The 24,987-nt window shown below is 66.0% G+C and carries 20 protein-coding genes and 1 tRNA gene; 14 read left to right on the forward strand and 7 right to left on the reverse strand.

The features are described 5' to 3' along the window. The first annotated feature begins 54 nt into the window (after positions 1 to 54). Positions 55 to 678, forward strand: a complete 624-nt coding sequence (locus SPDO_RS11360; RefSeq protein WP_088367623.1) for a septation protein A — start codon at positions 55 to 57, stop codon at positions 676 to 678. A gap of 48 nt (positions 679 to 726) precedes the next feature. Here the strand turns inward: SPDO_RS11360 and SPDO_RS11365 are convergent, their stop codons facing one another. Next, entirely contained in the window at positions 727 to 1,515 is a 789-nt protein-coding gene (locus SPDO_RS11365) for a PadR family transcriptional regulator (RefSeq protein WP_211280072.1), read from the reverse strand. Positions 1,516 to 1,610: 95 nt separating this feature from the next. Between SPDO_RS11365 and SPDO_RS11370 the strand changes: the two genes are divergently transcribed. The 6 genes from SPDO_RS11370 to SPDO_RS11395 all read left to right on the forward strand — a co-directional run bounded on the left by SPDO_RS11370 (position 1,611) and on the right by SPDO_RS11395 (position 8,199). After that, positions 1,611 to 2,936 carry a replication-associated recombination protein A gene (locus SPDO_RS11370; RefSeq protein ID WP_088367624.1) on the forward strand — a complete coding sequence of 442 codons (1,326 nt, stop codon included), beginning with the start codon at positions 1,611 to 1,613 and terminating at the stop codon, positions 2,934 to 2,936. A gap of 121 nt (positions 2,937 to 3,057) precedes the next feature. Beyond that, positions 3,058 to 5,361 (forward strand): FdhF/YdeP family oxidoreductase, encoded by a 2,304-nt coding sequence (locus SPDO_RS11375; protein WP_088367625.1) that lies wholly within the window; start codon positions 3,058 to 3,060, stop codon positions 5,359 to 5,361. A 64-nt stretch (positions 5,362 to 5,425) separates the two neighbouring features. After that, entirely contained in the window at positions 5,426 to 6,886 is a 1,461-nt protein-coding gene (locus SPDO_RS11380; RefSeq protein WP_245829414.1) for a serine hydrolase domain-containing protein, read from the forward strand. Further along, positions 6,883 to 7,224 (forward strand): hypothetical protein, encoded by a 342-nt coding sequence (locus SPDO_RS11385; protein WP_088367626.1) that lies wholly within the window; start codon positions 6,883 to 6,885, stop codon positions 7,222 to 7,224. Before SPDO_RS11380 ends, SPDO_RS11385 begins: the two co-directional genes overlap by 4 nt. Next, positions 7,173 to 8,069, forward strand: coding sequence for a hypothetical protein (locus tag SPDO_RS11390; protein WP_245829415.1), 897 nt, complete (start codon positions 7,173 to 7,175; stop codon positions 8,067 to 8,069). Before SPDO_RS11385 ends, SPDO_RS11390 begins: the two co-directional genes overlap by 52 nt. 54 nt (positions 8,070 to 8,123) lie before the next feature. Further along, positions 8,124 to 8,199 (forward strand) — tRNA-Thr (locus SPDO_RS11395). A gap of 11 nt (positions 8,200 to 8,210) precedes the next feature. Here SPDO_RS11395 and recG read toward each other — a convergent pair. Then, the gene (gene recG, locus SPDO_RS11400; RefSeq protein WP_088367627.1) at positions 8,211 to 10,265 is read right to left on the reverse strand and encodes an ATP-dependent DNA helicase RecG; all 2,055 of its coding nucleotides are present in this window, start codon (positions 10,263 to 10,265) and stop codon (positions 8,211 to 8,213) included. Positions 10,266 to 10,339: 74 nt separating this feature from the next. Between recG and SPDO_RS11405 the strand changes: the two genes are divergently transcribed. Both SPDO_RS11405 and mfd read left to right on the forward strand, forming a co-directional pair. Further along, positions 10,340 to 10,624 carry an FAD assembly factor SdhE gene (locus tag SPDO_RS11405; RefSeq protein WP_088367628.1) on the forward strand — a complete coding sequence of 95 codons (285 nt, stop codon included), beginning with the start codon at positions 10,340 to 10,342 and terminating at the stop codon, positions 10,622 to 10,624. A gap of 108 nt (positions 10,625 to 10,732) precedes the next feature. Continuing rightward, positions 10,733 to 14,188, forward strand: coding sequence for a transcription-repair coupling factor (gene mfd, locus SPDO_RS11410; protein WP_088367629.1), 3,456 nt, complete (start codon positions 10,733 to 10,735; stop codon positions 14,186 to 14,188). Between the two features lie 8 nt (positions 14,189 to 14,196). On the opposite strand, the gene SPDO_RS11415 is transcribed toward mfd, so the two are convergent. Next, on the reverse strand, positions 14,197 to 15,312 hold the full coding sequence (locus SPDO_RS11415) for a GGDEF domain-containing protein (protein WP_158212189.1): 1,116 nt from the start codon (positions 15,310 to 15,312) through the stop codon (positions 14,197 to 14,199). A gap of 213 nt (positions 15,313 to 15,525) precedes the next feature. Here SPDO_RS11415 and SPDO_RS11420 point away from each other — a divergent pair, with 213 nt between their 5' ends. Together SPDO_RS11420 and trmFO are read left to right on the forward strand one after the other, a co-directional pair. Further along, positions 15,526 to 16,494 (forward strand): methyltransferase domain-containing protein, encoded by a 969-nt coding sequence (locus SPDO_RS11420; RefSeq protein WP_088367631.1) that lies wholly within the window; start codon positions 15,526 to 15,528, stop codon positions 16,492 to 16,494. A gap of 40 nt (positions 16,495 to 16,534) precedes the next feature. Further along, positions 16,535 to 17,866, forward strand: coding sequence for a methylenetetrahydrofolate--tRNA-(uracil(54)-C(5))-methyltransferase (FADH(2)-oxidizing) TrmFO (trmFO, locus tag SPDO_RS11425; protein WP_088367632.1), 1,332 nt, complete (start codon positions 16,535 to 16,537; stop codon positions 17,864 to 17,866). Here the strand turns inward: trmFO and SPDO_RS11430 are convergent. Both SPDO_RS11430 and SPDO_RS11435 read right to left on the reverse strand, forming a co-directional pair. Next, entirely contained in the window at positions 17,863 to 18,327 is a 465-nt protein-coding gene (locus tag SPDO_RS11430) for an EF-hand domain-containing protein (RefSeq protein ID WP_088367633.1), read from the reverse strand. The genes trmFO and SPDO_RS11430 overlap by 4 nt on opposite strands. 52 nt (positions 18,328 to 18,379) lie before the next feature. After that, a complete protein-coding gene (locus SPDO_RS11435) occupies positions 18,380 to 19,042 on the reverse strand; it encodes a squalene/phytoene synthase family protein (protein ID WP_088367634.1) in 663 nt (220 codons plus the stop codon). Here SPDO_RS11435 and SPDO_RS11440 point away from each other — a divergent pair. The 3 genes from SPDO_RS11440 to SPDO_RS11450 are packed head-to-tail and all read left to right on the forward strand — an operon-like array spanning position 19,041 to position 22,380. Next, the gene (locus SPDO_RS11440) at positions 19,041 to 21,059 is read left to right on the forward strand and encodes a TadE/TadG family type IV pilus assembly protein (RefSeq protein WP_245829417.1); all 2,019 of its coding nucleotides are present in this window, start codon (positions 19,041 to 19,043) and stop codon (positions 21,057 to 21,059) included. The genes SPDO_RS11435 and SPDO_RS11440 overlap by 2 nt on opposite strands. After that, entirely contained in the window at positions 21,056 to 21,679 is a 624-nt protein-coding gene (locus tag SPDO_RS11445) for a TadE/TadG family type IV pilus assembly protein (RefSeq protein WP_088367635.1), read from the forward strand. Before SPDO_RS11440 ends, SPDO_RS11445 begins: the two co-directional genes overlap by 4 nt. Beyond that, positions 21,664 to 22,380, forward strand: a complete 717-nt coding sequence (locus SPDO_RS11450) for a TadE/TadG family type IV pilus assembly protein (protein WP_088367636.1) — start codon at positions 21,664 to 21,666, stop codon at positions 22,378 to 22,380. The genes SPDO_RS11445 and SPDO_RS11450 overlap by 16 nt, the downstream gene beginning before the upstream one ends. A 43-nt stretch (positions 22,381 to 22,423) precedes the next feature. Here SPDO_RS11450 and SPDO_RS11455 read toward each other — a convergent pair whose 3' ends face one another. Both SPDO_RS11455 and pdhA read right to left on the reverse strand, forming a co-directional pair. Next, positions 22,424 to 23,860, reverse strand: a complete 1,437-nt coding sequence (locus SPDO_RS11455; protein ID WP_088367637.1) for a pyruvate dehydrogenase complex E1 component subunit beta — start codon at positions 23,858 to 23,860, stop codon at positions 22,424 to 22,426. Position 23,861: 1 nt separating this feature from the next. Further along, complete coding sequence (gene pdhA / locus SPDO_RS11460; RefSeq protein WP_425441956.1) at positions 23,862 to 24,935, reverse strand: pyruvate dehydrogenase (acetyl-transferring) E1 component subunit alpha; 1,074 nt, start codon at positions 24,933 to 24,935, stop codon at positions 23,862 to 23,864. Between the last annotated feature and the right edge of the window lie 52 nt (positions 24,936 to 24,987).

Below are 24,987 nucleotides of genomic sequence, written 5' to 3' on the forward strand. Positions count from 1 at the left end.
TGTCTGCCGATCGCGCGGGCAATCAAGCAGCGCCTGCTGCCACATGGCGGGCGCATGGAGTTGACGGTGACCGACACGCGTAAGTCCACCCCCGGCCTGCGGCTCGCGCTCGATTACGGGCCGCTGATCGTGTTCTTCGCCTTCAACTTCCTGACGCCTGGCCCGGCCATCGCGCGGATCATCGCGGCGACTGCCGCCTTCATGATCGCCATGGTCGCTGCGCTCGCCATTTCCTGGTGGAAGACACGGCACATCCCGCCGATGCTGCTGATTTCGGGCGCGCTGGTGATCGTCTTCGGTGGGCTGACGATCTGGTTCCAGGACGAACGCTTCATCAAGATGAAGCCGACGTTCGTCTATGGTATCTTCGCCGCCACGCTGGGCATCGGGTTGGCCACGGGTCGGCCATTGCTGCAGATGCTGCTGGAAAGCGCCTATCCCGGCCTAACGCCGCTCGGCTGGCGCAAGCTGACGCGCAACTGGGCCCTGTTCTTCGTCGTCATGGCAGTGTTGAACGAAGCCGTCTGGCGCCACACCACCACCGATTTCTGGGTCGGGTTCAAGCTGTGGGGCGCGATCCCCCTCACCCTGCTGTTTGCGGTAGGCAACGTGCCGATGCTGATGCGGCACGGATTGCAGGCGGGCGATGCCGCCTCAACCGTGCCGCCGCAGGAATAACCCGGCTTTGGAACAGACCGGCGGCACACAGCCGCCGGTCTCGTGGCATCAGTCCAGCCGCTCGATCTTCTGCGCGGCCTCATCGATCAGGGCTGCGACCTGCAACAGCAGTTCGTCCTTGGTTTCGCCGCGGCTCAGCCTATCCTGCAGCGCGACCTTCAGGTTGGTCATGGCGCGGCGCACCGGCATGGCGTCGACGCGCTTGTGCTTCTCGCCCGTGGTCGACAGGCGCGTGAGGAGCTTGCCGACCTGCTCGTCCTTGTCGGACAGCTCGGCGCGGCCGGCATCGGTGATCGAGAAACGACGACGGCCTTCGGCATCGTCCTCGCTCGCCACATGCCCCGTTTCGCTGAGCATGGTGAGCGTCGGATAGATGACGCCCGGCGATGGTGCATAGCCGCCGCCGGCGAGCTCCTCGATCGACTTGATCAGCTCATAGCCGTGGCGCGGCTCGTCCGCGATCAGCTTCAGGAGGACGAGGCGCAATTCGCCGCCGTCGAACATGCGGCGCCGACGCAGCCCGCCGAGCTTCGCCATGCCCTTGCCCAGCCCACGGCCGGCCAGCGCACGGGCGCCGGCCTTTGCCCCGGCGCGCGCCCGTGCACCGGCACCGGCGCCCGCACCCATGCCAGCCGCTCGCTTCGCGGCCATCTTGGCGCCGCGCGCTGCACCCACGCCGATCGCCGCTCCGGCAGCGGCGCCGGCCGCCGCACGTGCGCCCGGCCCCATGCGCTTCTTCTCGCCCTTGCCGCCCTGCCCGGCAGCCATGCGCGGGCCGGCGCGACGCGGCCCGCCGCCGCGGTTCTGGCCCTTGCCCGTTGGTGCTTCGTCGTCCATCTCGCATGCTCCTTAAGATACAATCAAGATATATCTTAAGCTGCTCTGGTCAACCCCCGTGGGAAAGTCGCGCCGGAAGGCTTATGTGAGCGCGCATGGCTGATCTTTTCGCCGGCTTCGGCACGCCAAAGGCGCCGGCCGACCCCATTGCCGGTGCGCCGCTTGCCGAACGCCTGCGTCCGCAATCGCTGGGCGACGTGATCGGGCAGGCGCACCTGCTCGGCGACGATGGTGCGCTGCGCCGGATGCTTACCCGCGGGCGCATCGCGTCCTTCATCCTTTGGGGGCCGCCGGGCGTCGGAAAGACGACGATCGCGAGGCTGGTCGTTCAGGAGGCAGGTCTGGCGTTCGTCCAGCTGTCCGCCGTACTGTCCGGAACCGCCGATCTGCGCCGGCACATCGAGGCGGCCCGCAAGCTCCGCGACGGCGCCGGCAAGCAGACCGCGATGTTTATCGACGAGTTGCACCGCTTCAATCGCACCACTCAGGATGCGCTGCTGCCGCATGTGGAGGACGGCACGATCATCCTGATCGGCGCGACCACGGAAAATCCGAGCTTCAGCTTGGTTGGCGCGCTCCTGTCACGCACCAGGGTCTTTACGCTCGAAAGCTTCGGACAGGATGCGCTCGAACTGCTGTTACAGCGCGCCGAGGCGAATGAGGGTGTTCCGCTGCCACTCGCCCCGGACGCCCGCGCCGCGCTCAAGAACATGGCCGACGGCGACGCACGGTATCTGCTGAACCTGTGCGAAGAGCTGTTCCAGCTTGGGTCCGAGCGGACGCTCTCGGCCGAAGACCTGGGCGGGATCCTGCAGAAGCGCGCGCCTTTGTACGACAAGGCGCAGGACAATCACTACAACCTGCTCAGCTGCTTCCACAAAAGCCTGAGGGGCAGCGACGTTCAAGCCGCGCTGTACTGGGCGGCCCGTATGATGAGCGCGGGCGAGGACGCCAATGTGGTCTTCAGGCGCCTCGCCTGTGCGGCGTCGGAAGACGTCGGCATGGCCGATCCGCAGGCGCTGGTGCAGGTGATGACCGCGTGGGACGCCTTTCGCCGGATCGGCTGGCCCGAGGGGCGGCTCTTCATGGGGCAGGCGATCACCTATGTCGCGACCGCGCCCAAGTCTAATGCGTCGTACAAGGGGTTCAACGCTGCGCTCAGTCTGGCGCGCGACACAGGATCGTTGAACCCGCCGCTGCACATCCTGAACGCGCCGACCAGCCTGATGAAGGAGCTGGGCTACCATGACGGCTACAGCTACGATCACGACTTCCCCGATGCCTTTTCGGGCCAGCAGTTCCTGCCGTCCGAGCTGGTCGACGATCCGCGGAGCGAATTCTACGCGCCCGAAGAGCGGGGCTTCGAACGAGAGATCAAGAAGCGCCTCGACTTCTGGCGAAAACGACGTGCCGACCGGTAGGCCTGATCAAGCGGTTTCGACTGATCAGCCTATGATTTGCGGAAGCCGCTGCACTTAGGGCGGTTTTCCATGCATCTAAGCAGCGCCTCGATGGTTTCGCTTGAAGAGCGAGGAGACAGTCATGGCGAAGGGTTGGGAAACGGACGAGCAGGAGGGCACCGTCCATTATACCGGCACGGAAGGCGGCTGGGGATCGGTGCGCGGCATCGTCGAGACCGCGCTGCGCGAACGGGCGCGGCCAGCCGCGCTCGATACTCTGCGGCGCCAGAACAAGCCCGGCGGATTTATGTGCGTGTCGTGCGCGTGGACCAAGCCCAAGAACCCGCACACGTTCGAATTTTGCGAGAATGGCGCAAAGGCGACCTTGTGGGAGCTGACCGCGCGCCGCTGCACGCCCGAATTCTTTGCCGACCATACCGTCACCGAGCTAAAGGGATGGAAGGATTATGATCTGGAGCAGACGGGGCGACTGACCCATCCGATGCGCTACGATCAGGCGACCGACAAATATGTGCCGTGCAGCTGGGACGAGGCGTTTGCCGGCATCGGCCGCGAGTTGAAGGCGCTCGATCCCAAGTCGACCGTCTTCTACGCGTCAGGCCGGGCTAGCCTCGAGACCAGCTATCTCTATGCGCTCTTCGCGCGGCTCTACGGGCACAACAACCTGCCCGACAGCTCGAACATGTGCCACGAGACGACGTCCGTGGCGCTGAAGGAAGTGACCGGATCGCCGGTCGGCACCTGCGTGCTTTCCGATTTCGAGCTGTGCGACGCGATCTTTTTCTTCGGGCAGAACCCGGGAACAAACTCGCCACGCCTGCTTCACCCACTGCAGGAAGCGGTGAAGCGCGGGTGCAAGATCGTCACCTTCAACCCGATCCGAGAAAAGGGGCTGGAGGTCTTCAAGAACCCGCAAAGCCCCAAGGAGATGCTGACGCCCGCCGCGACGGAAATCTCCTGCCAATATCACCAGGTAAAAACCGGCGGCGATATCGCGGCGATCACCGGCATGATGAAGCATGTCTTCGCGCGTGAGGAGCAGCGCTGGGCGGCGGAGAAGGTCCACGTTCTCGACGTGGACTTCATCGAACAGCACACCGACGGGTTCGAGGCACTGAAGGCGCATGTCGATGCCGTCAGCTGGGACGAGATCGAGCGCGAAAGCGGCCTCGCCCGTGCCGACCTAAAGGCCGCGGCGGACGTCTATGTCGACGCAAAGCGCTCCATCGCAATGTACGGCATGGGGCTGACCCAGCACGTCCACGGCAGCGACAACATCAAGCAACTGGTCAATCTGTTCCTGCTGAAAGGCAATATCGGGCGCGACGGTGCGGGCGTTTCGCCGGTGCGCGGCCACTCCAACGTGCAGGGGCAGCGCACCGTCGGCATTTCCGAAAAGCCGGAGCTGGTGCCGCTCGACAAGCTGGCGGAACAGTTCGGGTTCGAGCCGCCGCGCGACCAGGGCCTCACCACCGTACATGCCTGCGAAAAGATCCTGACGGGCGAGGTGAAGGCGTTCATCGGGCTTGGCGGCAATTTCGTCCGCGCCATTCCCGAGCATGAGCGGATGGAGGCGGCCTGGACGAAGATGCGCCTCACCGTGCAGATCGCCACCAAGCTCAATCGCAGCCACCTGATCAACGGCGAGGTCGCCTATCTCCTGCCGTGCCTTGGCCGATCGGAAGAGGACATGCAGGTGACCGGCGCGCAGGCCGTGACGATGGAAGACAGCCTGAGCTGCATCCACGGCTCGCTTGGTCGGGCAGCGCCCGCCTCGCCAGACCTCATCTCGGAGCCGGCCATCGTGGCGGGGATCGCCAAGGCCACGTTGGCACCTAATCCGAAGGTGCGCTGGGATGACTGGATCGCCGATTACGCGCTGATCCGCGACGCCATCGAGGAAACCTATCCCGAGCAGTTCCACGACTTCAACAAGCGCGTCTTCACCCCCGGTGGCTTCTACCGCGGCAATTCGGCGCGCGACCGCGTGTGGAAGACCAAGAGCGGCAAGGCCGATTTCACCCTCCCGAAAAAGCTGAATAGCTGGGGCACGGAGGACAAGGAGGGCCGCTGGCGGCTGATGACGCTGCGCTCCAACGATCAGTTCAACACCACGATCTACGGCTATTCGGATCGACTGCGCGGTGTGGAGGGCACGCGCGATGTCGTGCTGATGAACCCGGACGATATCGCCGCCGCCGGACTAAAGGAGGGGCAGGTCGTCGCACTCGCCAGCGACGCGGACGATGGAACGGACCGGCGTGTGGGTGGCCTGACCGTCACGCCCTTCCTGCTGCCGCGCGGCTGTATCGGCGGCTATTATCCCGAGCTGAACCCGCTCATTCCGCTGAGCTGGCATGACGAGGAATCGAAAACGCCGGCGGCGAAAGGCGTGCCGGTGCGGATCGTCGCTGACGCCGGTTGATTGCGACCATTGCGGCGGCGTAACGCTGGCGACGCGCGACGGCGGGTAAATAAAGGATCGTTTGTTGAAGCAAGATACACTGACGCGCGCTAGCGGCGCACGTTCTGTCGACACGATCCTTTCCCGCGCGCCGTCGCTTCGCCGATTGGCCATCGGCACGCTGTCCTCCGTTCTGATCGGGCTTCCGCTCGCCGCCGCGCCGGCCTCGGCACAAGTGATCGCCGCCGATCGCTCCACGGCCTACGAACATGCCGTGGCGGCCGGCTACAAGGCGCTGGCCTTGTGCGAGGGCGTGATCGTTGCCGGGCGGACGGAGGCGCAGGTGGAGGCGGTCGAGCTGCGCGGCATCTACCCCGAATATCAGCCGCTGCTGCCGCGCCTGCGCGCGACGATCGACCAGAAGGCGCGCAGCGTCACGGTCTCGTTCCCCGGTGACCTGCCGCCCCGCCGGGCCGATTGGGCGCCGGAGATCGGCTGCGTGCTCGCCCCGATCGGCGCGAGTTCGCGGCTCTGGCCTGTGGCAGCCTGGCCCGGCCCGCTGCCGGTGCCCGCCGATGCCCGTCCCTGGCCGATGGGCGATCGCGGGATCAGCCCACGCCCCGTTCGGGCACTTGCCACCACGATCAACCGCGCCTTCGATCGCAGCACGTATAAGGGCGAGACGGTCGGCGTGGTCGTGCTGCGCAACGGCCGTGTCGTCGGCGAGCAATACGCCGACGGCTTCGGACCGTTCGTGCCTAACCGCACCTGGTCGGTGGCCAAGAGCATCGCGGGCACTTTGGTCGGCATGGCGGTGCAGGAACTAAATATCGACCCTAAGAAGCCGGCGAATATCCCCGAATGGCGCGTCGCGCCCGATTCGCGCCGCGCGATCACGCTGGATCAGCTGCTCCGCATGTCGTCGGGCCTGCACAGCGATCATTATGGTAACCGTACAGACGCGATCTATTTCGGCGGCACCACCGTCACCGATCAGGCGGTCGGCTGGCCGCTGGAGGTGAAGCCCGGGACGCGGTTCCGCTACGCCAACAACGACATCATGCTCGCTGCTCGCGCCATTCGCGCGACCATGAACAACGGCGCGCGCTACGCCGCTTGGCCGCAGCGCCTGTTCCGCCCGCTCGGGATGCAGCACACGACGGCAGGCACCGACTGGCACGGCAACTTCATTCTTTCGAGCCAGGTCTACACCACTGCGCGCGATCTCGCGCGGCTGGGCCAGTTCTGGCTGCAGGACGGCGTGTGGCAGGGCAAGCGCCTGCTACCAGCCGGCTGGATGCGCTACATGACGACGCCCAGCGGCCCGCAGCCGGCGGACGGCCCGGGCTATGGCGCGACCATGTGGCTGTTCGGTGCGAAGGAAGGTTTGCCGGCGGGCAGCTATTCGGCGCAGGGTAATCGCGGCCAATATGTCATGGTCGTGCCTTCGGAGAAGCTGGTGATCGTGCGCCGCGGCGAGGATCCGACTGGCACCCGTTTCGACATCGCGCGCTTCACCGCCGACGTTATCCGCGACCTGCGATGAAGAACTGGGCGGATGTCGTGGCGTTCGCCTGCGGGCTGCCCGATGTCGTGATGGCGCCGTATTACGGTGTGCCCTGTCCGAAGGTGAACAACAAGGCATTCGTGTCGCCGGGGCGGGAGGCCGGCAGCTTTCATGTCGCGACCCCGCTCGAGGAGAAGGTGATATTGCTGTACACGGATCCTGCGACCTTCTGGCAGACCGCGCATTACGAGCGCTGGCCCGGCGTGCTCGTGCGCTACGCCGCTGCCGACACCGAGCGGGTGCGCAACGTGATCCGCCGCGCCTGGTGGGATCGCGCGACCAAGGCGCAGCACGCCGACTTCGGACCGCGGCCCTGACGCATTACCGGCAGTTCGCGGCGATCGACTGGTCGGGCGCCAAGGGCCGCCGCCACAAGGGGATTGCGCTTGCCGTATGTGACGCCGGCAGCGAGGCGCCTCGGCTCATCGCACCGCCCAGCGGCGCATGGTCGCGCACGCAGATCCTCGAATGGCTGCTGGGTCATGCCGACGCACCCCTGCTCGTGGGGATCGACTGCAGCTTCTCCGCGCCGTTCGTCGCCCGCGGCGCGCACCTGCCGGGCGAGACGGAGACGACCAGCGCGGCCGAGTTGTGGGCCTATGTCGATGCGCACAGCGATGACGAGGATCTGGGCGCCGCCTCGTTTCTGGAGCAGCGCCGTGGCCGCCACTTCTATCTTGGCGCGGCGGACGGCCCAAAGCGCGACTTCCTGCACTGGCGCGCCTGTGAAATCGCCAATGACGGCGCCACCAAGCCGACCACGGTGTATGATGCGATCGGCGCGGCGCAGGTCGCCAAGGCGAGCTTCGCCGGCATGCGCCTGCTGCACCGGCTGACGGGGCAGGTGCCGGTCTGGCCCTTCGATCCGCTGCCGACCAGCGGGGCGACGTTGGTGGAGATCTACACCGCAATTGCCGCTCGCGCCGCCGGACTGCCGCGCGGCCGCAGCAAGCTGCGCGACGCCGCAGCGCTCGACGCCGCCCTGACCGCCATCGGCAGCGCGCCGCACGCGCCGCTTGCCCGATATGACGATCACGCGACCGACGCGATCCTCACTGCCGCCTGGCTACGCGCCAACGCCGATCGGGTCGAACTTTGGCACCCACCGGGCCTCGCCGCGGACGTGCGCCGCACGGAAGGCTGGACGTTCGGCGTCGCCTGATCCGCGCTGGCGCCGAATTGACCACCGCCAGGCGCCGCCGTATGGCGGCTGCGGGCCGGCTTAGCTCAGTTGGTAGAGCACCTGATTTGTAATCAGGGGGTCAGGGGTTCGAAGCCTCTAGCCGGCACCATTTGCGCCGCCTCATCCAGAACGCAGCAGCGCCACCCCCGCCTCACGTTCGAACAGGTACAGCGCCACGCGCGCCGCTTGCCCGCGCGCGCCCGACAGCCCGCCGTCGCGATCGATCAGCAGCCGCGCGTCGTCATAGGCGATCGGCAGCAGTTCGTTGAGCAGCTCGGGCGTCGCCAGCCGGAACGCCGCCTCACCCGACTGGCGCGTGCCGAGCAGCTCGCCGCCGCCACGCAGCCGCAGATCCTCCTCCGCGATGAGGAAGCCGTCGTTTGTCTCGCGCATCAGTGCCAGCCGCGCGCGCGACGTCTCGCTCAGCGCCGCGCCGCGCACCAGCAGACAGCGCGATTGCCCGCCGCCGCGTCCCACCCGCCCGCGCAGCTGGTGGAGCTGCGCCAGCCCGAAACGGTCGGCATGTTCGATCACGATCAGCGTCGCATTGGGCACGTTCACACCCACCTCAATCACCGTCGTCGCGACCAGCACGCCAAGCTCGCCGCCGGCGAAGCGCGCCATCACCGCGTCCTTTTCCGCCGGCCGCATCTTGCCGTGCACCAGCCCGACGCGGTCACCGAACCGCCCTGCTAACGTCGCCGCCCGCGCCTCGGCGGCGGCAAGGTCGCTTTTCTCGCTCTCCTCCACCAGCGGGCAGACCCAATAGGCCTGCTTGCCCTCCGCCAGATGCCGGCCGAGCGCATTGACCACCTCGTCGAGTCGCTCCTCGCTGATGACCCGCGTCTCCACCGGCTCGCGCCCCGGCGGCATCTCGTCCAGCCGGCTCTGGTCCATCTCGCCATGCTGCGCGAGCACCAGCGTGCGCGGAATCGGCGTCGCGGTCATCGCCAGCAGGTGCGGCGTCGTCTTGCCCTTGGCGGACAGCGCCAGTCGCTCCGCCACACCGAAGCGGTGCTGCTCGTCCACCACGACGAGGCCAAGGTCGCGATAGGTGACCGCATCCTGAAAGATCGCGTGCGTGCCGATCAATATGTCGATTAATCCGTCGGCCAGCCCCATCAGCACGCCTTCGCGCGCCCGGCCCTTGTCGCGCCCGGTCAGCACCGCGATGTTGACCGGCAGGCCCGCCAATGTTTCACGCAGCGTGTCGTAATGCTGTCGCGCCAGAATCTCGGTAGGCGCCAGCAGCGCGCCCTGCGTGCCGGCCTCCACCGCGATCAGCAGCGCAAGCGCCGCGACCAGCGTCTTGCCCGACCCCACATCGCCTTGCAGCAGCCGCAGCATCGGTGCGTCCTGCGCCAGATCGCCCTCGATCTCGCGCGACGTGCGCGCCTGCGCCCCCGTCAGCGCATAGGGCAGCCGCAGCATGTCGCGCAGCCGCCCGTCGCCCTTCAGCGCGCGCCCTCGCCGCCGCCGCGTATCCTGCCGCACCAGCGCCAGCGCGACCTGATTGGCGAAGATCTCGTCATAGGCGATCCGCGCCCGCGCCACCGCGTCGGACGGATCGGCATGGATGCGCGTCAATGCTTCCTTCCACGCCGGCCAGTCGCGCTGCGCCAGCAGCCCCGGCTCGATCCATTCCGCCAGCTCGGGCGCGCGCTCTATCGCCTGCGCCACCAGCCCGCCCACACGGCGCGAGGTCAGCCCCTCGGACAGCGGATAGATCGCCTCGCGCTCGCGAAACCCGCCGCCTTCCTCCAGGATCTCCGGGTGAATCATCTGGAGGTCTTGGCCGTATTGCTCCACCTTGCCCGACACGCGCACCGGCTCGCCCACGGTGTACAGCTTGCGCACCAGCCCGCTCGATCGCCCGAAATAAACGAGGCTCACGATGTTGCCGAGCGCATCCGCCGCCTGCACCCGCGTCGGCGCGCGCGGGGACGAGGATGTGCGGATATCGCGCACCGTCAGCGTGATCGCGATCGTCCGCCCGGCATCCTGCGCCATCAGCTCGTCGCGCGGAATCCGGTCCACCCATCCGCTCGGCAGGTGAAATGCCACGTCGACGACGCGCGCGAGTCCCAGCCGGTCGAGCGGCTTGGCAAGCCCCGCCCCCACACCCTTCAGCGCGGTGACTTCGGCGAACAACGGATTGAGGATATCGGGTCGCATGATTATCTGAACTTTCGATACCCTGTAAGCCGACCGTGCGAAACCGCGGCCGGCCATCTGCCGTTGGAGCCGCCATGGATCAAGATACCCGCCTGAAGCGCACCCGCTTCCGCGCCTGGCACCGCGGCACGCGCGAAGCCGATTTCATGATCGGCGGCTTCTTCGACGCGCACCATGCCAGCTGGTCCGAAGAGCAGCTGCAATGGTTCGAACGCCTGCTGGAGGAGCAGGACGTCGACATCATGGGCTGGGCGATCGGCTCGATCCCGTGCCCCGCGGAATGGGAAGGCGACATGATGCAGACCATGCGCGCCGTCGATTTTGCCGTTGCCACCCCCGGCACACGCGACGGCGTGTAATCAGGTAATTAAGCACACCCGTTCGTCCCGAGCGAAGTCGAGGGACGGGCCGAGCAGCGCAACGCTCGCCACGGTGTCTCGACTTCGCTCAACACGAACGGAAGTGTTTTGCCCGATCTCCAGACGATCCTCACCGCCACCACGCCCCTCACCCTCGCCGGCGTGCCCAGCGGCTTCCTCCCCAGCCTGCTCGCCGATCTCGCGCGCGCCGCGAAGACCCGCGCCGTCTTCATCGCGCCGGACGAGGCCGCGATGCGCGCGATCGCCGCCACCGCGCATTACTTCGCGCCCGAGATCGAGATCGTCGAATATCCGGCATGGGATTGCCTTCCCTACGACCGCGCCTCTCCCACCCTGCGCGTCATGGCCGAGCGGATCGGCGCGCTTCACAAGCTCCAGGCGAAGCCCGCCGGCCCGCAGCTCGTCCTCACCACCGTCAACGCCGCCACCCAGCGCACGCTCACTCCGTTCCGCATCCGCCAGCTCGTCGCCAATCTGAAGCCCGGTGAGCGCATCGCCCGCGACAAGCTCGCCGCGCTCCTTTCGGCCAACGGCTACGTCCGCACCGACACCGTCCACGACGCCGGCGAATATGCCGTCCGCGGTGGCTTGGTCGACCTGTTCCCCTCCGGCGAGACCCAGGCGCTGCGCCTCGATTTCTTCGGCGACGAGATCGAGAGCGTCCGCACCTTCGACCCCGCCGACCAGCGCACCACCGGCAACATCAAGGGCTTCACCCTCCTCCCCGCGTCCGAGGCGCTGCTGGACGAGGAAAGCATCAAGCGTTTCCGCAGCCGCTATCGCGAAACCTTCGGCGCCACCGCCACCGGCGATCCGCTCTACCAGGCGGTCAGCGAAGGCCGCCGCCTCGCCGGCATGGAGCATTGGCTTCCGCTGTTCGAGGACCGCCTCGAAACGCTCTTCGACCATCTCGGCGAGGACGCGCTGATCGTCCGCGACGGCGGGGTCAAGGCAGCCGGCGAATCGCGCTTCGAAGCAGTCGCCGACTATTACGAGAACCGCAAGCGTGCCGAGGCCGCCCAGCCCGGTAGCTACCGCGCGCTCCCCGCCAAGACGCTCTACACGCCCCCAAAGGAGTGGGAGGAGGCACTCACCACCGCCATTGCGCACGTCACCACCCCCTTCCACGAACCTGAGTCCGCCACGGTCATCGACTTCAACGTCGACGGCCCGCGCGATTTCGCGCCCGAGCGCGCCGCCAACACCAACGTCTATGAAGCCGTCGTCGATCACCTGAAGGCACTGCGGAAGGAAGGCCGCACCCCCGTCCTCGCCAGCTATTCCGCCGGTGCGCGCGATCGCCTGGGCAACCTCCTCAAGGATCACGGCCTCACCGGCGCCAAGGCGGTTGAGACGTGGCAGGAGGCGCAGGGCGTCGGCGAGACGCAGACCGCCCTCATCGTCCTTCCGCTCGAGCACGGCTTCACCGCCCCCAAGGTCGCCGTCCTCACCGAACAGGACATGCTCGGCGACCGCCTCGTGCGCCGCGCCAAGCGCCGCAAGTCCGCCGACGCCTTCCTCGCCGAACTCGCCACGCTCTCGCCCGGCGATCTCGTCGTCCACACCGATCACGGCATCGGCCGCTATGTCGGGCTGACCCAGGTTCCCGTCGCCAAGGCACCGCACGATTGCGTGCAGCTGGAATATGCCGGCGGCGACAAGCTCTACGTGCCCGTCGAGAACCTCGAAGTCCTCAGCCGCTACGGCTCGGGCGAGGAAGGCGCCACCCTGGACCGCCTCGGCGGCGAGGCATGGCAGCGCCGCAAGTCAAAGATGAAGGAGCGCATCCGCGAGATCGCGGGTGAACTCATCGCCACCGCCGCCCTGCGCGCGCTCCGCCAGGGTGAAGTCGCAGAGCCGGACTCCAGCGGCTATCCCAGCTTCGTCGACCGCTTCCCGTATCAGGAAACCGACGATCAGGACCGCGCGATCGAGGAAACGCTCGCCGACCTCTCCGCCGGCAAGCCGATGGACCGCCTGATCGTCGGCGACGTCGGCTTCGGCAAGACCGAGGTCGCGCTCCGCGCCGCCTTCGTCGCCGCCATGGCTGGCATGCAGGTCGCGGTCGTCTGCCCCACCACGCTCCTCGCGCGTCAGCATTACAACAACTTCATGTCGCGCTTCGAAGGCTTCCCGATCCAGATGGGCCGCCTCTCGCGCCTCGTCACCGCGGCGGAGACCAAGCGCGTCAAGGAAGGCCTCGCCGACGGCACGATCGACGTCGTCATCGGCACCCACGCGCTCCTCGCCAAGAACGTCGACTTCAAGCGCCTCGGCCTCGTCATCGTCGACGAGGAGCAGCGCTTCGGCGTCACCCACAAGGAACGCCTCAAGACGCTCCGCGCCGACGTCCACATCCTCACCCTCACCGCCACGCCCATCCCGCGTACGCTCCAGATGGCGATGTCGGGCCTGCGCGAACTCTCCGTCATCCAGACGCCGCCGGTCGACCGCCTCGCCGTGCGCACCTATGTCATGCCGTGGGATCCGGTCGTCCTGCGCGAGGCGTTGCTGCGCGAACATTATCGCGGCGGCCAGAGCTTCCTCGTCACCCCCCGCGTCGCAGACCTCCCCGACATCGAGGAGTTCCTGCGCAAGGAAGTGCCCGAGATCCGCTACGTCATCGCCCACGGCCAGATGGCGGCGAGCGAGGTCGAGGAGCGCATGTCCGCCTTCTACGACAAGAAGTTCGAGGTGCTCGTCTCCACCACCATCATCGAAAGCGGCATCGACATCCCGTCCGCCAACACGATGATCGTCAACCGCGCCGACCGCTTCGGCCTCGCCCAGCTCTACCAGCTGCGCGGTCGCGTGGGCCGGTCGAAGACGCGCGCCTATGCCTATATGGTCACGCCCCCTGAGCGGATGATGACCGACGCCGCCGAAAAGCGGCTCAAGGTCCTGTCCGACCTCGACAGCCTCGGCGCCGGCTTCCAGCTCGCCAGCCACGATCTCGACATCCGCGGCGCGGGCAATCTGCTCGGCGACGAACAGTCCGGCCACATCAAGGAAGTCGGCTACGAACTCTACCAGTCGATGCTGGAAGAAGCGATCATGGACGCCAAGGCCGGCGGCCTCGCCAACCGCCCGCGCGATTTCTCGCCGCAGATCACGGTGGATGCGCCGATCCTCATCCCCGAGGAGTACGTCCCCGATCTCGACCTGCGCATGGCGCTCTACCGCCGCCTGAACGAGCTCGACGAGAAGCGCGAGCTGGAGGCCTTTGCGGCGGAAATGATCGACCGCTTCGGGCCATTGCCGGAAGCGACCGACAATCTCGTCAAGGTCATCGAGATCAAGATGAATGCCAAGACCGCGTGCGTCGCCAAGATGGACGTCGGCCCCAAGGGCGCGCTGGTCTCGTTCCACGACGACACGCCGCCGAACGTGCCGGGCCTGCTGGCATACGTCGACAAGCTCGGCGGCATCGCGAAATTGCGTCCCGACTCAAAGCTGGCGTTGACCCGGAACTGGAGCGACCCCGCGGCGCGGCTGCACGGTGCGCTGCAACTATCGAAGGGACTGGCGAAGGCCGCGGGCTGACGTCCGAGTCAGGCGGCGAGGGGGCGCTTGACCGTGTCCGATCCGGCCACGCGATAGGCGCCCTTGCCGGCGCGCTTGGCGGCGTACAGCGCCTCGTCGGCGCGGGCGATCAGCGCGCGCGGCTTGGCGGCGCGCGCGGCAAAGGCAATACCCACGGTCACGCCAACCCCGGCGACCGGGCCACCGTCCGACACCCGCATCGACGACACGGCCCGGATGATCCGCTCGGCCAGTGCGACCGCAGCCTCCTCGTCACGGCCGGGTTGTACCACGACGAACTCGTCGCCGCCGATCCGATACGCCCGGCTGTCGAGTGCCTCGTCCCGCATCGTCCGCGCGGCACGACGCAGCAGCTCGTCGCCGGCGTCATGGCCGCGTGCATCATTGAAGCCCTTGAAGCCGTCCAGATCGAGGTAGAGCAGCGCGGCATGTGCCCCGCCCTCACTCTCGCTCGCATAGAGCCGGTCGAGCGCCTCGAACAGGCTGAAGCGATTGCCCAGCCCGGTCAGCGGATCGATCCGCGCCAGCCCGGCATTGTGGTGCTCCGCCAGGATCATGCGCATCAGCGAATGGTGGTTCTGCATCGTCTGCGCCGCCAGCATCAGCGCCACCACGCCGAACTGGACCGCCGAAATGCTGATCCCGCCGCCCGCGCGAATGCAGATCGCGACGCACATGGGCAGCGCCATAGCGACGATGGTGATGACGGTAAGCCGTGGGAATGCGGCCCAGCGCGTGCTCACCCCGGCGAACACTGCCAGCACGGTGATGACCGACAGCAGCACCAGCCCCGGCGGCCCGAGGACCACGGATACGGCGCACCACAGCCCCAGCGTGACGAACAGGACGAACATGAGCGCGAACGTCGCCGCACGCCCGCCGACCGGCACGTTCTTGCCATCGTCGAACCGGAACGAAAGGTAGAGCCGGCCAAGCACGATCGCAGCGTCGAAGCACAGCCAGACATAGGCCCAGCCGGCGCCGGTATAGACCACCGCCGAACTGCTGATCAGCATGGCGGTGACGCAGGCGAAATAGACGGCCGGGCGTCGCTGTATCGCGGTGGCGATCAGCTCCTCGCGGACTTCCGGATGCGAGGCAACGGCATCGAACAGCCAACGCATGAACCGCGCCATGCTGCTCGCAGAACCGTGGAACCACCTCGTCAAGCTCGCGAACTCCCCACCCGCGTTCCGCCACCTCCGGCGATCTCGGCCACATAGATGCAAGGTAGTTAAGCGACAGCTACCGCCACCGCGGCGTCCGCCGACCTGCGCGAGAACGACCGGCAACGGCGAGCATGGCCAAGTGCCTCGAAACGCTATAGCATTCGCCGAATGAGCACCACCGAACGTGCGACGCCGGAAAATTTCGACGAGGAACGCTATCTCCTCGCCAATCCCGACATCGCCGATTTCGTCTATGGCGGCGGCGTGGCGCGCGACCATTTCGATGCGCATGGCCATGCCGAGGAGCGACCGCAGCTTACGGTCGCCGCGCTCGGAACGGACCTGTCACGCGCGCACCGCAAATTCCTTCGCTTCGAGGGAGTGTTGGATGCGAGCGCCGGCGCTGGCGGCAATTTCCGACCGCTGGAGCAGCCCGACGCATTGCCGCTCTATTACGGCCGCCATCCCGACGGCGAATTCAGCCTCGACACGTATGAGGGCGAGTCGGCCAACGCCGCGCATGAGCCGTTCGTGCGCATGCTGCGCGACAATCCCGACATGCTGTTTCTCGATGTCGGCTGCGGGCGCCGCAACTACACCTACGACAATTGCCTCTACATCGAGGTGTATCGTTCCGTATCCGCCGATCTCGTCATCGAACCTGCCTGCACCTATCCGATCCGCTCGGGATCGATCGACGCGATCTCCTGTTTCGCCGTGCTGGAGCATGTGCCCGAGCCTTGGAAGGTGGCGCGCGATTTCCATCGCATGCTGAAGCCGGGCGGGCAGGTGTTCATCGACTGGCCGTTCCTGCAGCCACTGCATGGCTATCCGTCGCATTATTACAACGCGACTCACCTCGGCCTGGAACGCATGTTCACCGAAGGCTTCGACCTGTTGTCGAATGAAACGCTCGACAATCAGACGCCCGATGCCTCCTTGCGCTGGATGCTCGAGGGCATCGCGGACAGCATCGTCGACCCGGCGGTGCGCGACGCGTTCGGCAAGGCGACCGTAGCCGACCTGATCGCCACCCCACTGAGCGGCGCCTTGTGGTCGCAAGTGCGCGCCTCGCTCAACGAAGACGGCCGCCGGCGCTTTGCCGCGGGGAGCACCTTGATCGCCCGCAAGCGCTGAGGTTGGCGGCGCGGCTGCATCGCCTTATGGGTTCGGCATCATGACCCACGACATTCACGTCATCGGCGGCGGGCTTGCCGGAAGCGAGGCCGCATGGCAGCTCGCCGAGGCCGGCCACAAGGTCCGTCTCTCCGAAATGCGCGGCTCGGGTGAGAACACCCCCGCGCACCACACCGATCACCTCGCCGAGCTCGTCTGCTCGAACAGCTTCCGCTCCGACGATCCGGAAAGCAACGCTGTCGGCCTTATCCACCAGGAGATGCGCGCGCTTGGTTCGCTGATCCTGCGCGAGGGCGATCGGCACAAGGTCCCCGCCGGCTCGGCGCTGGCGGTCGACCGCGACGGCTTCTCCGCCGGTGTCACCGCTGTGCTGGAGGCGCACCCGAACATCACGGTCGTGCGCGAGCGGATTGACACGCTGCCGGACGGCGCGGCGATCATCGCCACCGGCCCGCTCACCGCGCCCGGCCTGTCAGAGGCGATCGCCGGGGAGACGGGCAAGGATGCGCTCGCCTTCTTCGACGCCATCGCCCCGATCGTACACCGCGACACGATCGACATGGACACCGCCTGGTTCCAGTCGCGCTGGAACAAGGGCGACGGCACCGATTACATCAACTGCCCGCTCACTCGCGAACAATATGACACATTCGTCGAGGGGCTGCTGGCGGGCGAGAAGAGCGTGCCGCGAGAATGGGAGAACGTCCCCTATTTCGAAGGCTGCATGCCGATCGAGGTGATGGCGGAGCGCGGGCGCGAGACGTTGCGCTTCGGCCCGATGAAGGGCGTCGGCCTAGACCAGCCCGGCACCGCGTCGGAGAAGCATCCGCAAGGGCGCTGGCCGTACGCCTGCGTCCAGCTGCGCCAGGATAACGCGGCGGGCACTCTGTGGAATATCGTCGGTTTCCAGACCAAGCTGAAGCATGCCGAGCAGGTCCGCCTGTTCCGCACCATACCTGGCCTGGAAAAGGCGGAGTTCGCACGGCTTGGCGGCCTTCACCGCAACACCTTCCTGCGCTCGCCCGAGCTGCTCGATCCCGAGCTACGGCTTAAGTCGCGCCCCAACGTTCGCTTCGCCGGGCAGATCACGGGCTGTGAAGGCTATGTCGAAAGCGCCGCGATCGGCCTCTTGGCCGGCCGCTTCGCCGCGGCGGAGCTGGCAGGCGGGTCGATGGCGCCGCCCCCCGTCGAAACCGCGCTGGGCGCCCTCCTCAACCACATCACCGGTGCCGCGGTGGCGGAAACCTACCAGCCGATGAACGTCAACTTCGGCCTCTTCCCGCCGATCGAAGGCCGCACGAAAAGGGCCGATCGCAAGAAGATGTACACCGATCGTGCCCGCACCGCGCTAGCCGAGTGGATGGCGGCCTAGTCGTTATCCTCGGTCACCGCGGGGCAGACGCATTTGGGCCGCGCCTTGGCCTTGCGCTTCACCGCGGTGGTTGCAAACTCGGCGCGGTCCATCGCGCCCGATTTGTCGCCGTCCGCAGTGACGAATTTGGTCAGCGTCTTGGCGCCCCATTCCTCGAACGACAGCCGCCCGTCGCCGTTGGTGTCCAGCTTCGCAAAGGCCTTGCGCCGCGCGACCAGATACTCGTCGCGGGTGATCCGCCCGTCGTGATCCTTGTCGTAACGGTCGAAGCGCTTTTCCTCCCGCGTCCGCTCGGTCGCTTCGGGTACCGGCGGCTCCACAATGACGGGCTGCTGCCCTGCGACTCGCGCCGGCGGCGCGGGCGGCAGCACCGGGTCCGTGGTCGCCCGTCCCGAGAACAGCAGCCACCCGGCCGCCACCATCAACAGCGCCGCCAATCCGCCTGCCAGAAATCGCCACATGCCCCGCTCTCCCGTCGGCGTCATGCTAGCAAGCCGGCGAGCGGCGGCAAGCCTATCGACCGCTCAGCCGATGCCAGGCGAGACGCAACACGCGTTTCGGTGCCCCTACAGGCTGCGCACCGGCAAGATCCGCCGCCGCCACATGCACCAGTGCGCCCAGAAATCGCCCCGCGCCGCTCCACCGCTGCGCCGCCGCCTGCTGCAGCAACGGACGGGCAAGCGCCACCGCCCGCGCCGACAAGTCTGGATCCACGGTAAGGCGCGACAGGTCGGCAAGCGCCCACCCCTGCCCCGCGGCGCGTACATCGTCGCTTGCCCCTGCCAGCCGCGCCGCCTCGACGAACAGCAGCCCGCGCGCCTCGGCGAAGGTAGCAAGTACCGCCGCATCCGGCGCGCCCAGCAATTGCTCCCATCCCGGCCCCATTCGCGCCAGCACGCCGCCATCCGCACCCGCTGCTGCCAGCGCTCGCAGGATCGGCTGTGCCGGCGCCTCTCCGCTGCCGAGCGCCAACAGCGCCTCATGCCACCAGGTCAGCCGCAGCTGCGCCACCATCGCGTCGCGCGTGCCGATCGCCAGCTTCGCCAGCGTCGCATCTAGCGCGAAGGCCGCAGCAATCCCCTGCCGGACCGCCGACGGCGCATAGCCAAGCGCCAGCGCACGCTCGGGATGGCCGGCAGCAGGGTCGATCCCAAAGGTTTGCGCGTCGTTAACCATGTCGTTTGAGGTGGGCTTAGCGGCTCCTGCGGCATTGCGCATCGTGAAGACGACTATGGTCATGCAAGGCTGGACGCGAGTGAAAAATACCGGGGTTGCGACTTTCCTGGGCAGGCTGCGCCGCGACGTTCGCGGCAATACGCTGGCGATGATGGGGGCATTTCTGATCCCGCTTGCCGCGTTCACCGGATCGGCGGTGGACGTCGGGCGCATGTACCTGGTGAAAATTCGCCTTCAGCAGGCCTGCGACGCCGGCGTCCTCGCCGGCCGTCGCTTCATGGTGGAAAGCACCAGTACCACGCTCGACAGCAACGCGATCACTCAAGCGCGGGCCTTTTTCGCGAGCAACTTTCCCAGCGGCATCATGGGCACTCCAGCCTACACCAACACCACCAATCCCTATCCGTTCATCCCCACCAAGACGCCCGAAAACCAGGTGGCCGGCACCGCAACGACGCAGGTGCCAATGACGATCATGACGATGTTCGGCGCCCCGACGCAGCCGCTGACGGTGACGTGCGAGGCCACATTCGACATCGCCGACACCGATATCATGTTCGTGCTGGACACAACCGGGTCGATGGCGTGCCTGCCGACCGAAGCGGCGCCGTGCGGCCAGCCCGTGTCTACTTACCAGCGACCCGGCGGCCTTGGCACCGGCTACTTCACGGTGGAAAAAGCCAATTCTCGGCTGTCCGGCCTGCGCTCTGCGGTGGTCAGCTTCTATGACACAATGGCTGCGAACATCGATGCGCGCACCACGGTACGATATGGGTTTGTTCCCTATAGCTCAACCGTGAACGTAGGCTTCGAGCTGACAGGATGGCTGGTCGGGCAAGCACAATATCAATCACGTGAAATAGTTGGCGAGGCTGTCGTAAGTTCTTCAGGGCCTACTACCTTTCAAGAAGGTAACGGCCCCTGCATGCGTCGGGCGGGCCGTGATCCGGAGGAAGGGTTCAACACGGACGGTCTAGCGACCGAGACAACGGTAACTTGGGACCGCTCTCAGTGCACCATGACGCAAAAGACCGTTAAGCCAAAGTGGCGTTACAAGCCGGTCACCTACAACGTTAGTCAGTATATCGGCAAGGGAAACGTCGTAGATGACCCCTCAAAAATCACTGGCGCAACATCAAGGTGGCAAGGTTGCATCGAGGAAAGGCGAACGACCGCCGGTGCCACTTCTTTCGATACAAGCAGCCTGCCGCCAGACCTGGATCCAGATCTTCGCCCGTCCAATGATGATACGCGTTGGCGCCCGATGTGGCCAGACGTAACCTATTATCGCAAGGACAAGCCGGAGGAGGACTTTACTGGTACAAGTACCACGCCGTATAGTGACTTCCTTCCTGTAACTAGGGTTGGCTTTTATTATAACAATAACGAAAACAGGTATGAATTGCGTTACCCGACGAATGCAGGTGAGGCCTATACTAACATCACTCCCTGGGCAGCAACTGGGTGGGACCTCAACGTGCAGGGCGGCTACTATGCCTGTGGCAAGCCGGTTCATCGCCTCGCCCCATTGTCGCGGCAACAGGTGGCAGATTACGTCAACGCCACCGACTTTCGTGCGCAAGGCGGCACCTACCATGACGTCGGAATGATCTGGGGCACGCGGCTTATTTCTCCTACCGGGCTTTTCGCGACAGATACAGCGGCTCATCCCGGCCGCAAACCACCGAACCGTTACATTGTCTTCATGACCGATGGTGAAATGTCACCAAGCCGGAACTCTTACACCATGTATGGGATCGAAGATTATGACCAACGCATCGGTGGCGGGTCAACAAACCTGAAAGAGCTTCACAACGAGCGTTTCACCACGGTTTGCTCCGCCGCAAAAGAACGCGGCATCACTGTCTTCGTCGTCAGCTTTGGTCAGGTGCTTAACAACGAACTCATTGCCTGCGCCTCGCAGGGGCAGGCTTATTACGCCCGCGACAATGCCGCGCTGACGGCCGCGTTCCAGACGATCGCCAAGCAGGTCGCCTTGCTCCGGATATCGAAATGAGGTTGGCAAGGCGCCTTGCGACCGACCGAAGCGGTGTCACGATCGTCGAGTTCGCGCTCGTCGCACCCGTCATGTGCCTGATGATGATGGGTCTTGGCGACATGCTGTACCAGATGTACGCCAAGGAGCTGCTCGACGGCGCTATCCAGAAGGCCGCACGCGATTCCTCAATCCAGGGCGGTGGCCAGCAGACGGCGGAAATCGATGGTGAGGTGATGGACATGATGGGCACCATCATGTCCCGCCCGACTGCCTCGTGTGCCACCACACCGGCGGCGGGCACCTTTTGCGCCACCCGCCGCAACTTCGCCGTCTTCTCCGCCGCCGGTCCGGAGCCGTTCAACGACGACAATGGGAACGGCCAGCGCAACCCCGGCGAGTGCTACCAGGATCTGAATAACAACGGCAGCTGGGATGCGTCGGGGGGCACTGGCAACGCCGGCCAGGGCGCGGCGAACGACGTGACGCTCTACACCATCAAGGTCACCTACACGCGCATCTTCCCCGTGCCGCAATTGCTCGGCTGGAGCCCCAACAACACGATCGCGGCGCAGGCGCTGCTGAAGAACCAGCCATACGCCTCCCGGCCGGAACCCACCATCACATGGAAATGCTCGTGATGCGCGCCACCTTGCTGCGCCGGCTCGCCCGCGACAATCGCGGCGCCGCGCTGTTGGAGTTCGCCCTCGCGACGCCGCTGGTGCTGGCACTCGGCCTGTACGGCGTGGAAATCGGCAACCAGGCGCTCACCCATATGCGGCTCAGCCAGATCGCGCTCAACCTTGCCGACAATGCGTCGCGCATGGGCCTTATCGGCAACAACAATGTCGAGACGATGCGCGAAGGCGACATGAACGACATGCTGCAGGCCGCCCGGCTGCAGGGCGAGGGCATCAACCTCACGAAGAACGGCCGGATCATCGTCTCCAGCCTGGAAAACGTCCAGCAAAGCTACGACAGCGCGCCCGTCCAGCGCATTCACTGGCAACGCTGCATCGGCATGCAGCGCGGCACCGGCTTCGATTCCGAATACGCCACCAGCACCAATGCCGGCACCACCTCGACAGTGACGGATGCGGGCACAGCAATGCCGGGCGGCATGGGGCCGACCGGCTCGAAGGTGAACGCACCGCCCAATTCAGCGGTGATGTATGTGGAGGTGAATTACCTGTACGAGCCAATCGTGACGCAATGGCTGAGCAGCCCGTTTCGGATGCAATATCGCGCCTCGATGATCGTGCGCAACAACCGCGACTACCGACAGATCTACAATCCGTCGTCCTACGCCCGCCGGTCGACGTGCAATCTTTACACCAGCTAAGCATCGCCGCCCCGGCGCGTGGCCGGGGCAGCAATGCCGGTGGTCACTTCTTGTACGTCACCTTCTTTACGCCCGCGATGATCTTGTCGGACGAGATCAGCGCCAGCTTTTCGAGGTTCGCCGCGTAAGGCAGCGGCACGTCCTCGTTGCACACGCGGATCACCGGCGCGTCCAGGTCGTCGAAGCCCTCTTCCATGCAGATCGTCACGATCTCGCTGGCGATCGAACAGGTTGGCCAACCTTCCTCGGCCACCACCATGCGGTTGGTCTTGGCGAGGCTCTTGAGCACCGTTTCCTTGTCGAGCGGGCGCAGCGTGCGCAGGTCGATCACCTCCGCGTCGATGCCTTCCTCGGCCAGCTTATCGGCGGCTTCTAGCGCCAGGCCGACCCCGATCGAATAGCTGACGATCGTCACGTCCTTACCCTCGCGCATGACGCGCGCCTTGCCGATCGGCAGCACCCAATCGTCGAGCTTGGGTACCTCGAAAGAGCGGCCGTAAAGCAGCTCGTTCTCGAGGAACACGACCGGATCCTCGGTGCGGATCGCGGCCTTCAGCAGCCCCTTCGCGTCCGCCGCATCATAGGGCGCGATCACGATCAGGCCGGGCACGCTGGCATACCACGGGCCGTAGTTCTGCGAGTGCTGCGCGCCCACGCGGCTCGCCGCGCCGTTTGGGCCGCGGAACACGATCGGGCAGCGCATCTGGCCACCGGACATGTAGTTCGTCTTGGCGGCCGAGTTCACGATATGGTCGATCGCCTGCATGGCGAAGTTGAACGTCATGAACTCGACGATCGGGCGCAGGCCGCCCATCGCCGCGCCCGTGCCGACGCCGGCAAAGCCATATTCGGTGATCGGCGTGTCGATCACGCGGCGGTCGCCGAACTCGTCGAGCAGGCCCTGGGTGACCTTATAGGCGCCCTGGTACTGCGCGACTTCCTCGCCCATCACGAACACGCGCTCGTCGGCGCGCATTTCCTCGGCCATCGCATCGCGCAGCGCTTCGCGCAGCGTCAGCTTGACCATCTCGGTGCCTTCGGGGATCGCCGGATCGGCAACCTCGGCGTCGTGCTTCGCCGCCTCGAACATCTGGCGAGCGCCGGTTTCCACCTTTTCCTGGGCAGGATGGGCGGAATCCTCGACCTTGTCGTCCTTCTTGGTGTCGGCCTTCGTCTTTGCCTCGGGTTCGTCTTCCTTGGTCTCGGCGGGCGCCTTGTCGGCATTGCCGGCCTCCTCGCCCTCACCCTGCAACTGCATGATCACGGTGCCGACTTTCACATTGTCGGTGCCTTCTTCGACCAGGATCTTGCCAACGGTGCCTTCGTCGACCGCCTCGAACTCCATGGTCGCCTTGTCGGTTTCGATCTCGGCCATGATGTCGCCGGACTTCACCGTGTCGCCTTCCTTGACGAGCCACTTGGCGAGCGTGCCCTCCTCCATCGTGGGCGACAGTGCCGGCATCTTGATGTCAATCGCCATCTCAATACTTCTCCACCAGCACGTCGGTATACAATTCCTTGGGATCGGGTTCGGGGGTGCTTTCGGCGAAATCCGCGGACTCGTTCACCGCCTTGCGGATCTCGGTCTCGATCGCCTTCAGCTCGTCTTCTTTGACGCCCTTGGCATCGAGCAGCTTCTTTACATGCTCGATCGGGTCGGACTTGTCGCGCACCGCCTGCACTTCCTCGCGGCTGCGATACTTGGCGGGATCGGACATCGAGTGGCCGCGGTAGCGATAGGTCTTCATCTCGAGGATGATCGGCCCCTTGCCCCCGCGTACCCAGGCAAGCGCTTCCTCGGCCGCACCGCGTGCCGCGAGCACGTCCATGCCGTCGACCTGGATGCCGGGGATGCGGAAGCTCTCGCCGCGACGATACAGCTGGTCCTCGGCGGAGGCGCGGTTGACGCTCGTGCCCATGGCGTACTGATTGTTCTCGATGACGAAGATGACGGGCAGCTTCCACAGCTCCGCCATGTTGAAGCTTTCGTACACCTGGCCCTGGTTCGCCGCGCCATCGCCGAAATAGGCAAGGCACACGCCGCCATCGTTGTTGTACTTGTGCGCAAAGCCGAGGCCCGCGCCCAGCGACACCTGCGCGCCGACGATGCCGTGCCCGCCGTAGAACTTATGCTCCACGCTGAACATGTGCATCGAGCCGCCCTTGCCCTTGGAGATGCCGGCCTGACGTCCGGTCAGCTCCGCCATCACGTCCTTGGGCGGGATGCCGCACAGCAGCATGTGGCCATGGTCGCGGTAGCCGGTGATGACCGAATCCTTCTCGGTCAGCGCGGATTGCAGGCCGACCGCGACGGCCTCCTGGCCGATGTAGAGGTGGCAAAAGCCGCCGATCAGGCCGAGGCCATACAGCTGGCCGGCCTTTTCCTCGAAGCGGCGGATGAGGAGCATGTCCTTGTAGAACTGCAGCAGCTCGTCCTTGGACGCGTCATAAGGCTGCGGCTCGTTGGGACGCTCGCGGTTGGGTACGGGGGGTTCGGCGCTCTTCGCGCGGGATGTTCTTGCCACGGGGTGGGACCTCGCAGGTGCCTGGGGAATGGGAGAAGGCGGCCTATAAGCCCCAACGGGCGCAGCGCGCAACGCCATGGGC

This window comes from Sphingomonas dokdonensis, assembly GCF_002197685.1.
Classification (GTDB): Bacteria; Pseudomonadota; Alphaproteobacteria; order Sphingomonadales; family Sphingomonadaceae; genus Sphingomonas; species Sphingomonas dokdonensis.

What these genes read in the sequence shown, in the direction of transcription:
- SPDO_RS11375 (WP_088367625.1), top strand. Translation starts at nt 3,058, where the DNA reads ATGGCGAAGGGTTGGGAAACGGACGAGCAGGAGGGCACCGTCCATTAT.
- SPDO_RS11385 (WP_088367626.1), top strand. Translation starts at nt 6,883, where the DNA reads ATGAAGAACTGGGCGGATGTCGTGGCGTTCGCCTGCGGGCTGCCCGAT.
- SPDO_RS11365 (WP_211280072.1), bottom strand. Translation starts at nt 1,515, where the DNA reads ATGGACGACGAAGCACCAACGGGCAAGGGCCAGAACCGCGGCGGCGGG.
- SPDO_RS11455 (WP_088367637.1), bottom strand. Translation starts at nt 23,860, where the DNA reads ATGGCGATTGACATCAAGATGCCGGCACTGTCGCCCACGATGGAGGAG.
- SPDO_RS11435 (WP_088367634.1), bottom strand. Translation starts at nt 19,042, where the DNA reads ATGGTTAACGACGCGCAAACCTTTGGGATCGACCCTGCTGCCGGCCAT.
- SPDO_RS11370 (WP_088367624.1), top strand. Translation starts at nt 1,611, where the DNA reads ATGGCTGATCTTTTCGCCGGCTTCGGCACGCCAAAGGCGCCGGCCGAC.
- SPDO_RS11405 (WP_088367628.1), top strand. Translation starts at nt 10,340, where the DNA reads ATGGATCAAGATACCCGCCTGAAGCGCACCCGCTTCCGCGCCTGGCAC.
- SPDO_RS11445 (WP_088367635.1), top strand. Translation starts at nt 21,056, where the DNA reads ATGAGGTTGGCAAGGCGCCTTGCGACCGACCGAAGCGGTGTCACGATC.
- recG (WP_088367627.1), bottom strand. Translation starts at nt 10,265, where the DNA reads ATGCGACCCGATATCCTCAATCCGTTGTTCGCCGAAGTCACCGCGCTG.
- SPDO_RS11430 (WP_088367633.1), bottom strand. Translation starts at nt 18,327, where the DNA reads ATGTGGCGATTTCTGGCAGGCGGATTGGCGGCGCTGTTGATGGTGGCG.
- trmFO (WP_088367632.1), top strand. Translation starts at nt 16,535, where the DNA reads ATGACCCACGACATTCACGTCATCGGCGGCGGGCTTGCCGGAAGCGAG.
- SPDO_RS11360 (WP_088367623.1), top strand. Translation starts at nt 55, where the DNA reads ATGGAGTTGACGGTGACCGACACGCGTAAGTCCACCCCCGGCCTGCGG.
- SPDO_RS11415 (WP_158212189.1), bottom strand. Translation starts at nt 15,312, where the DNA reads ATGCGTTGGCTGTTCGATGCCGTTGCCTCGCATCCGGAAGTCCGCGAG.
- SPDO_RS11420 (WP_088367631.1), top strand. Translation starts at nt 15,526, where the DNA reads ATGAGCACCACCGAACGTGCGACGCCGGAAAATTTCGACGAGGAACGC.
- SPDO_RS11440 (WP_245829417.1), top strand. Translation starts at nt 19,041, where the DNA reads ATGTCGTTTGAGGTGGGCTTAGCGGCTCCTGCGGCATTGCGCATCGTG.
- SPDO_RS11450 (WP_088367636.1), top strand. Translation starts at nt 21,664, where the DNA reads ATGGAAATGCTCGTGATGCGCGCCACCTTGCTGCGCCGGCTCGCCCGC.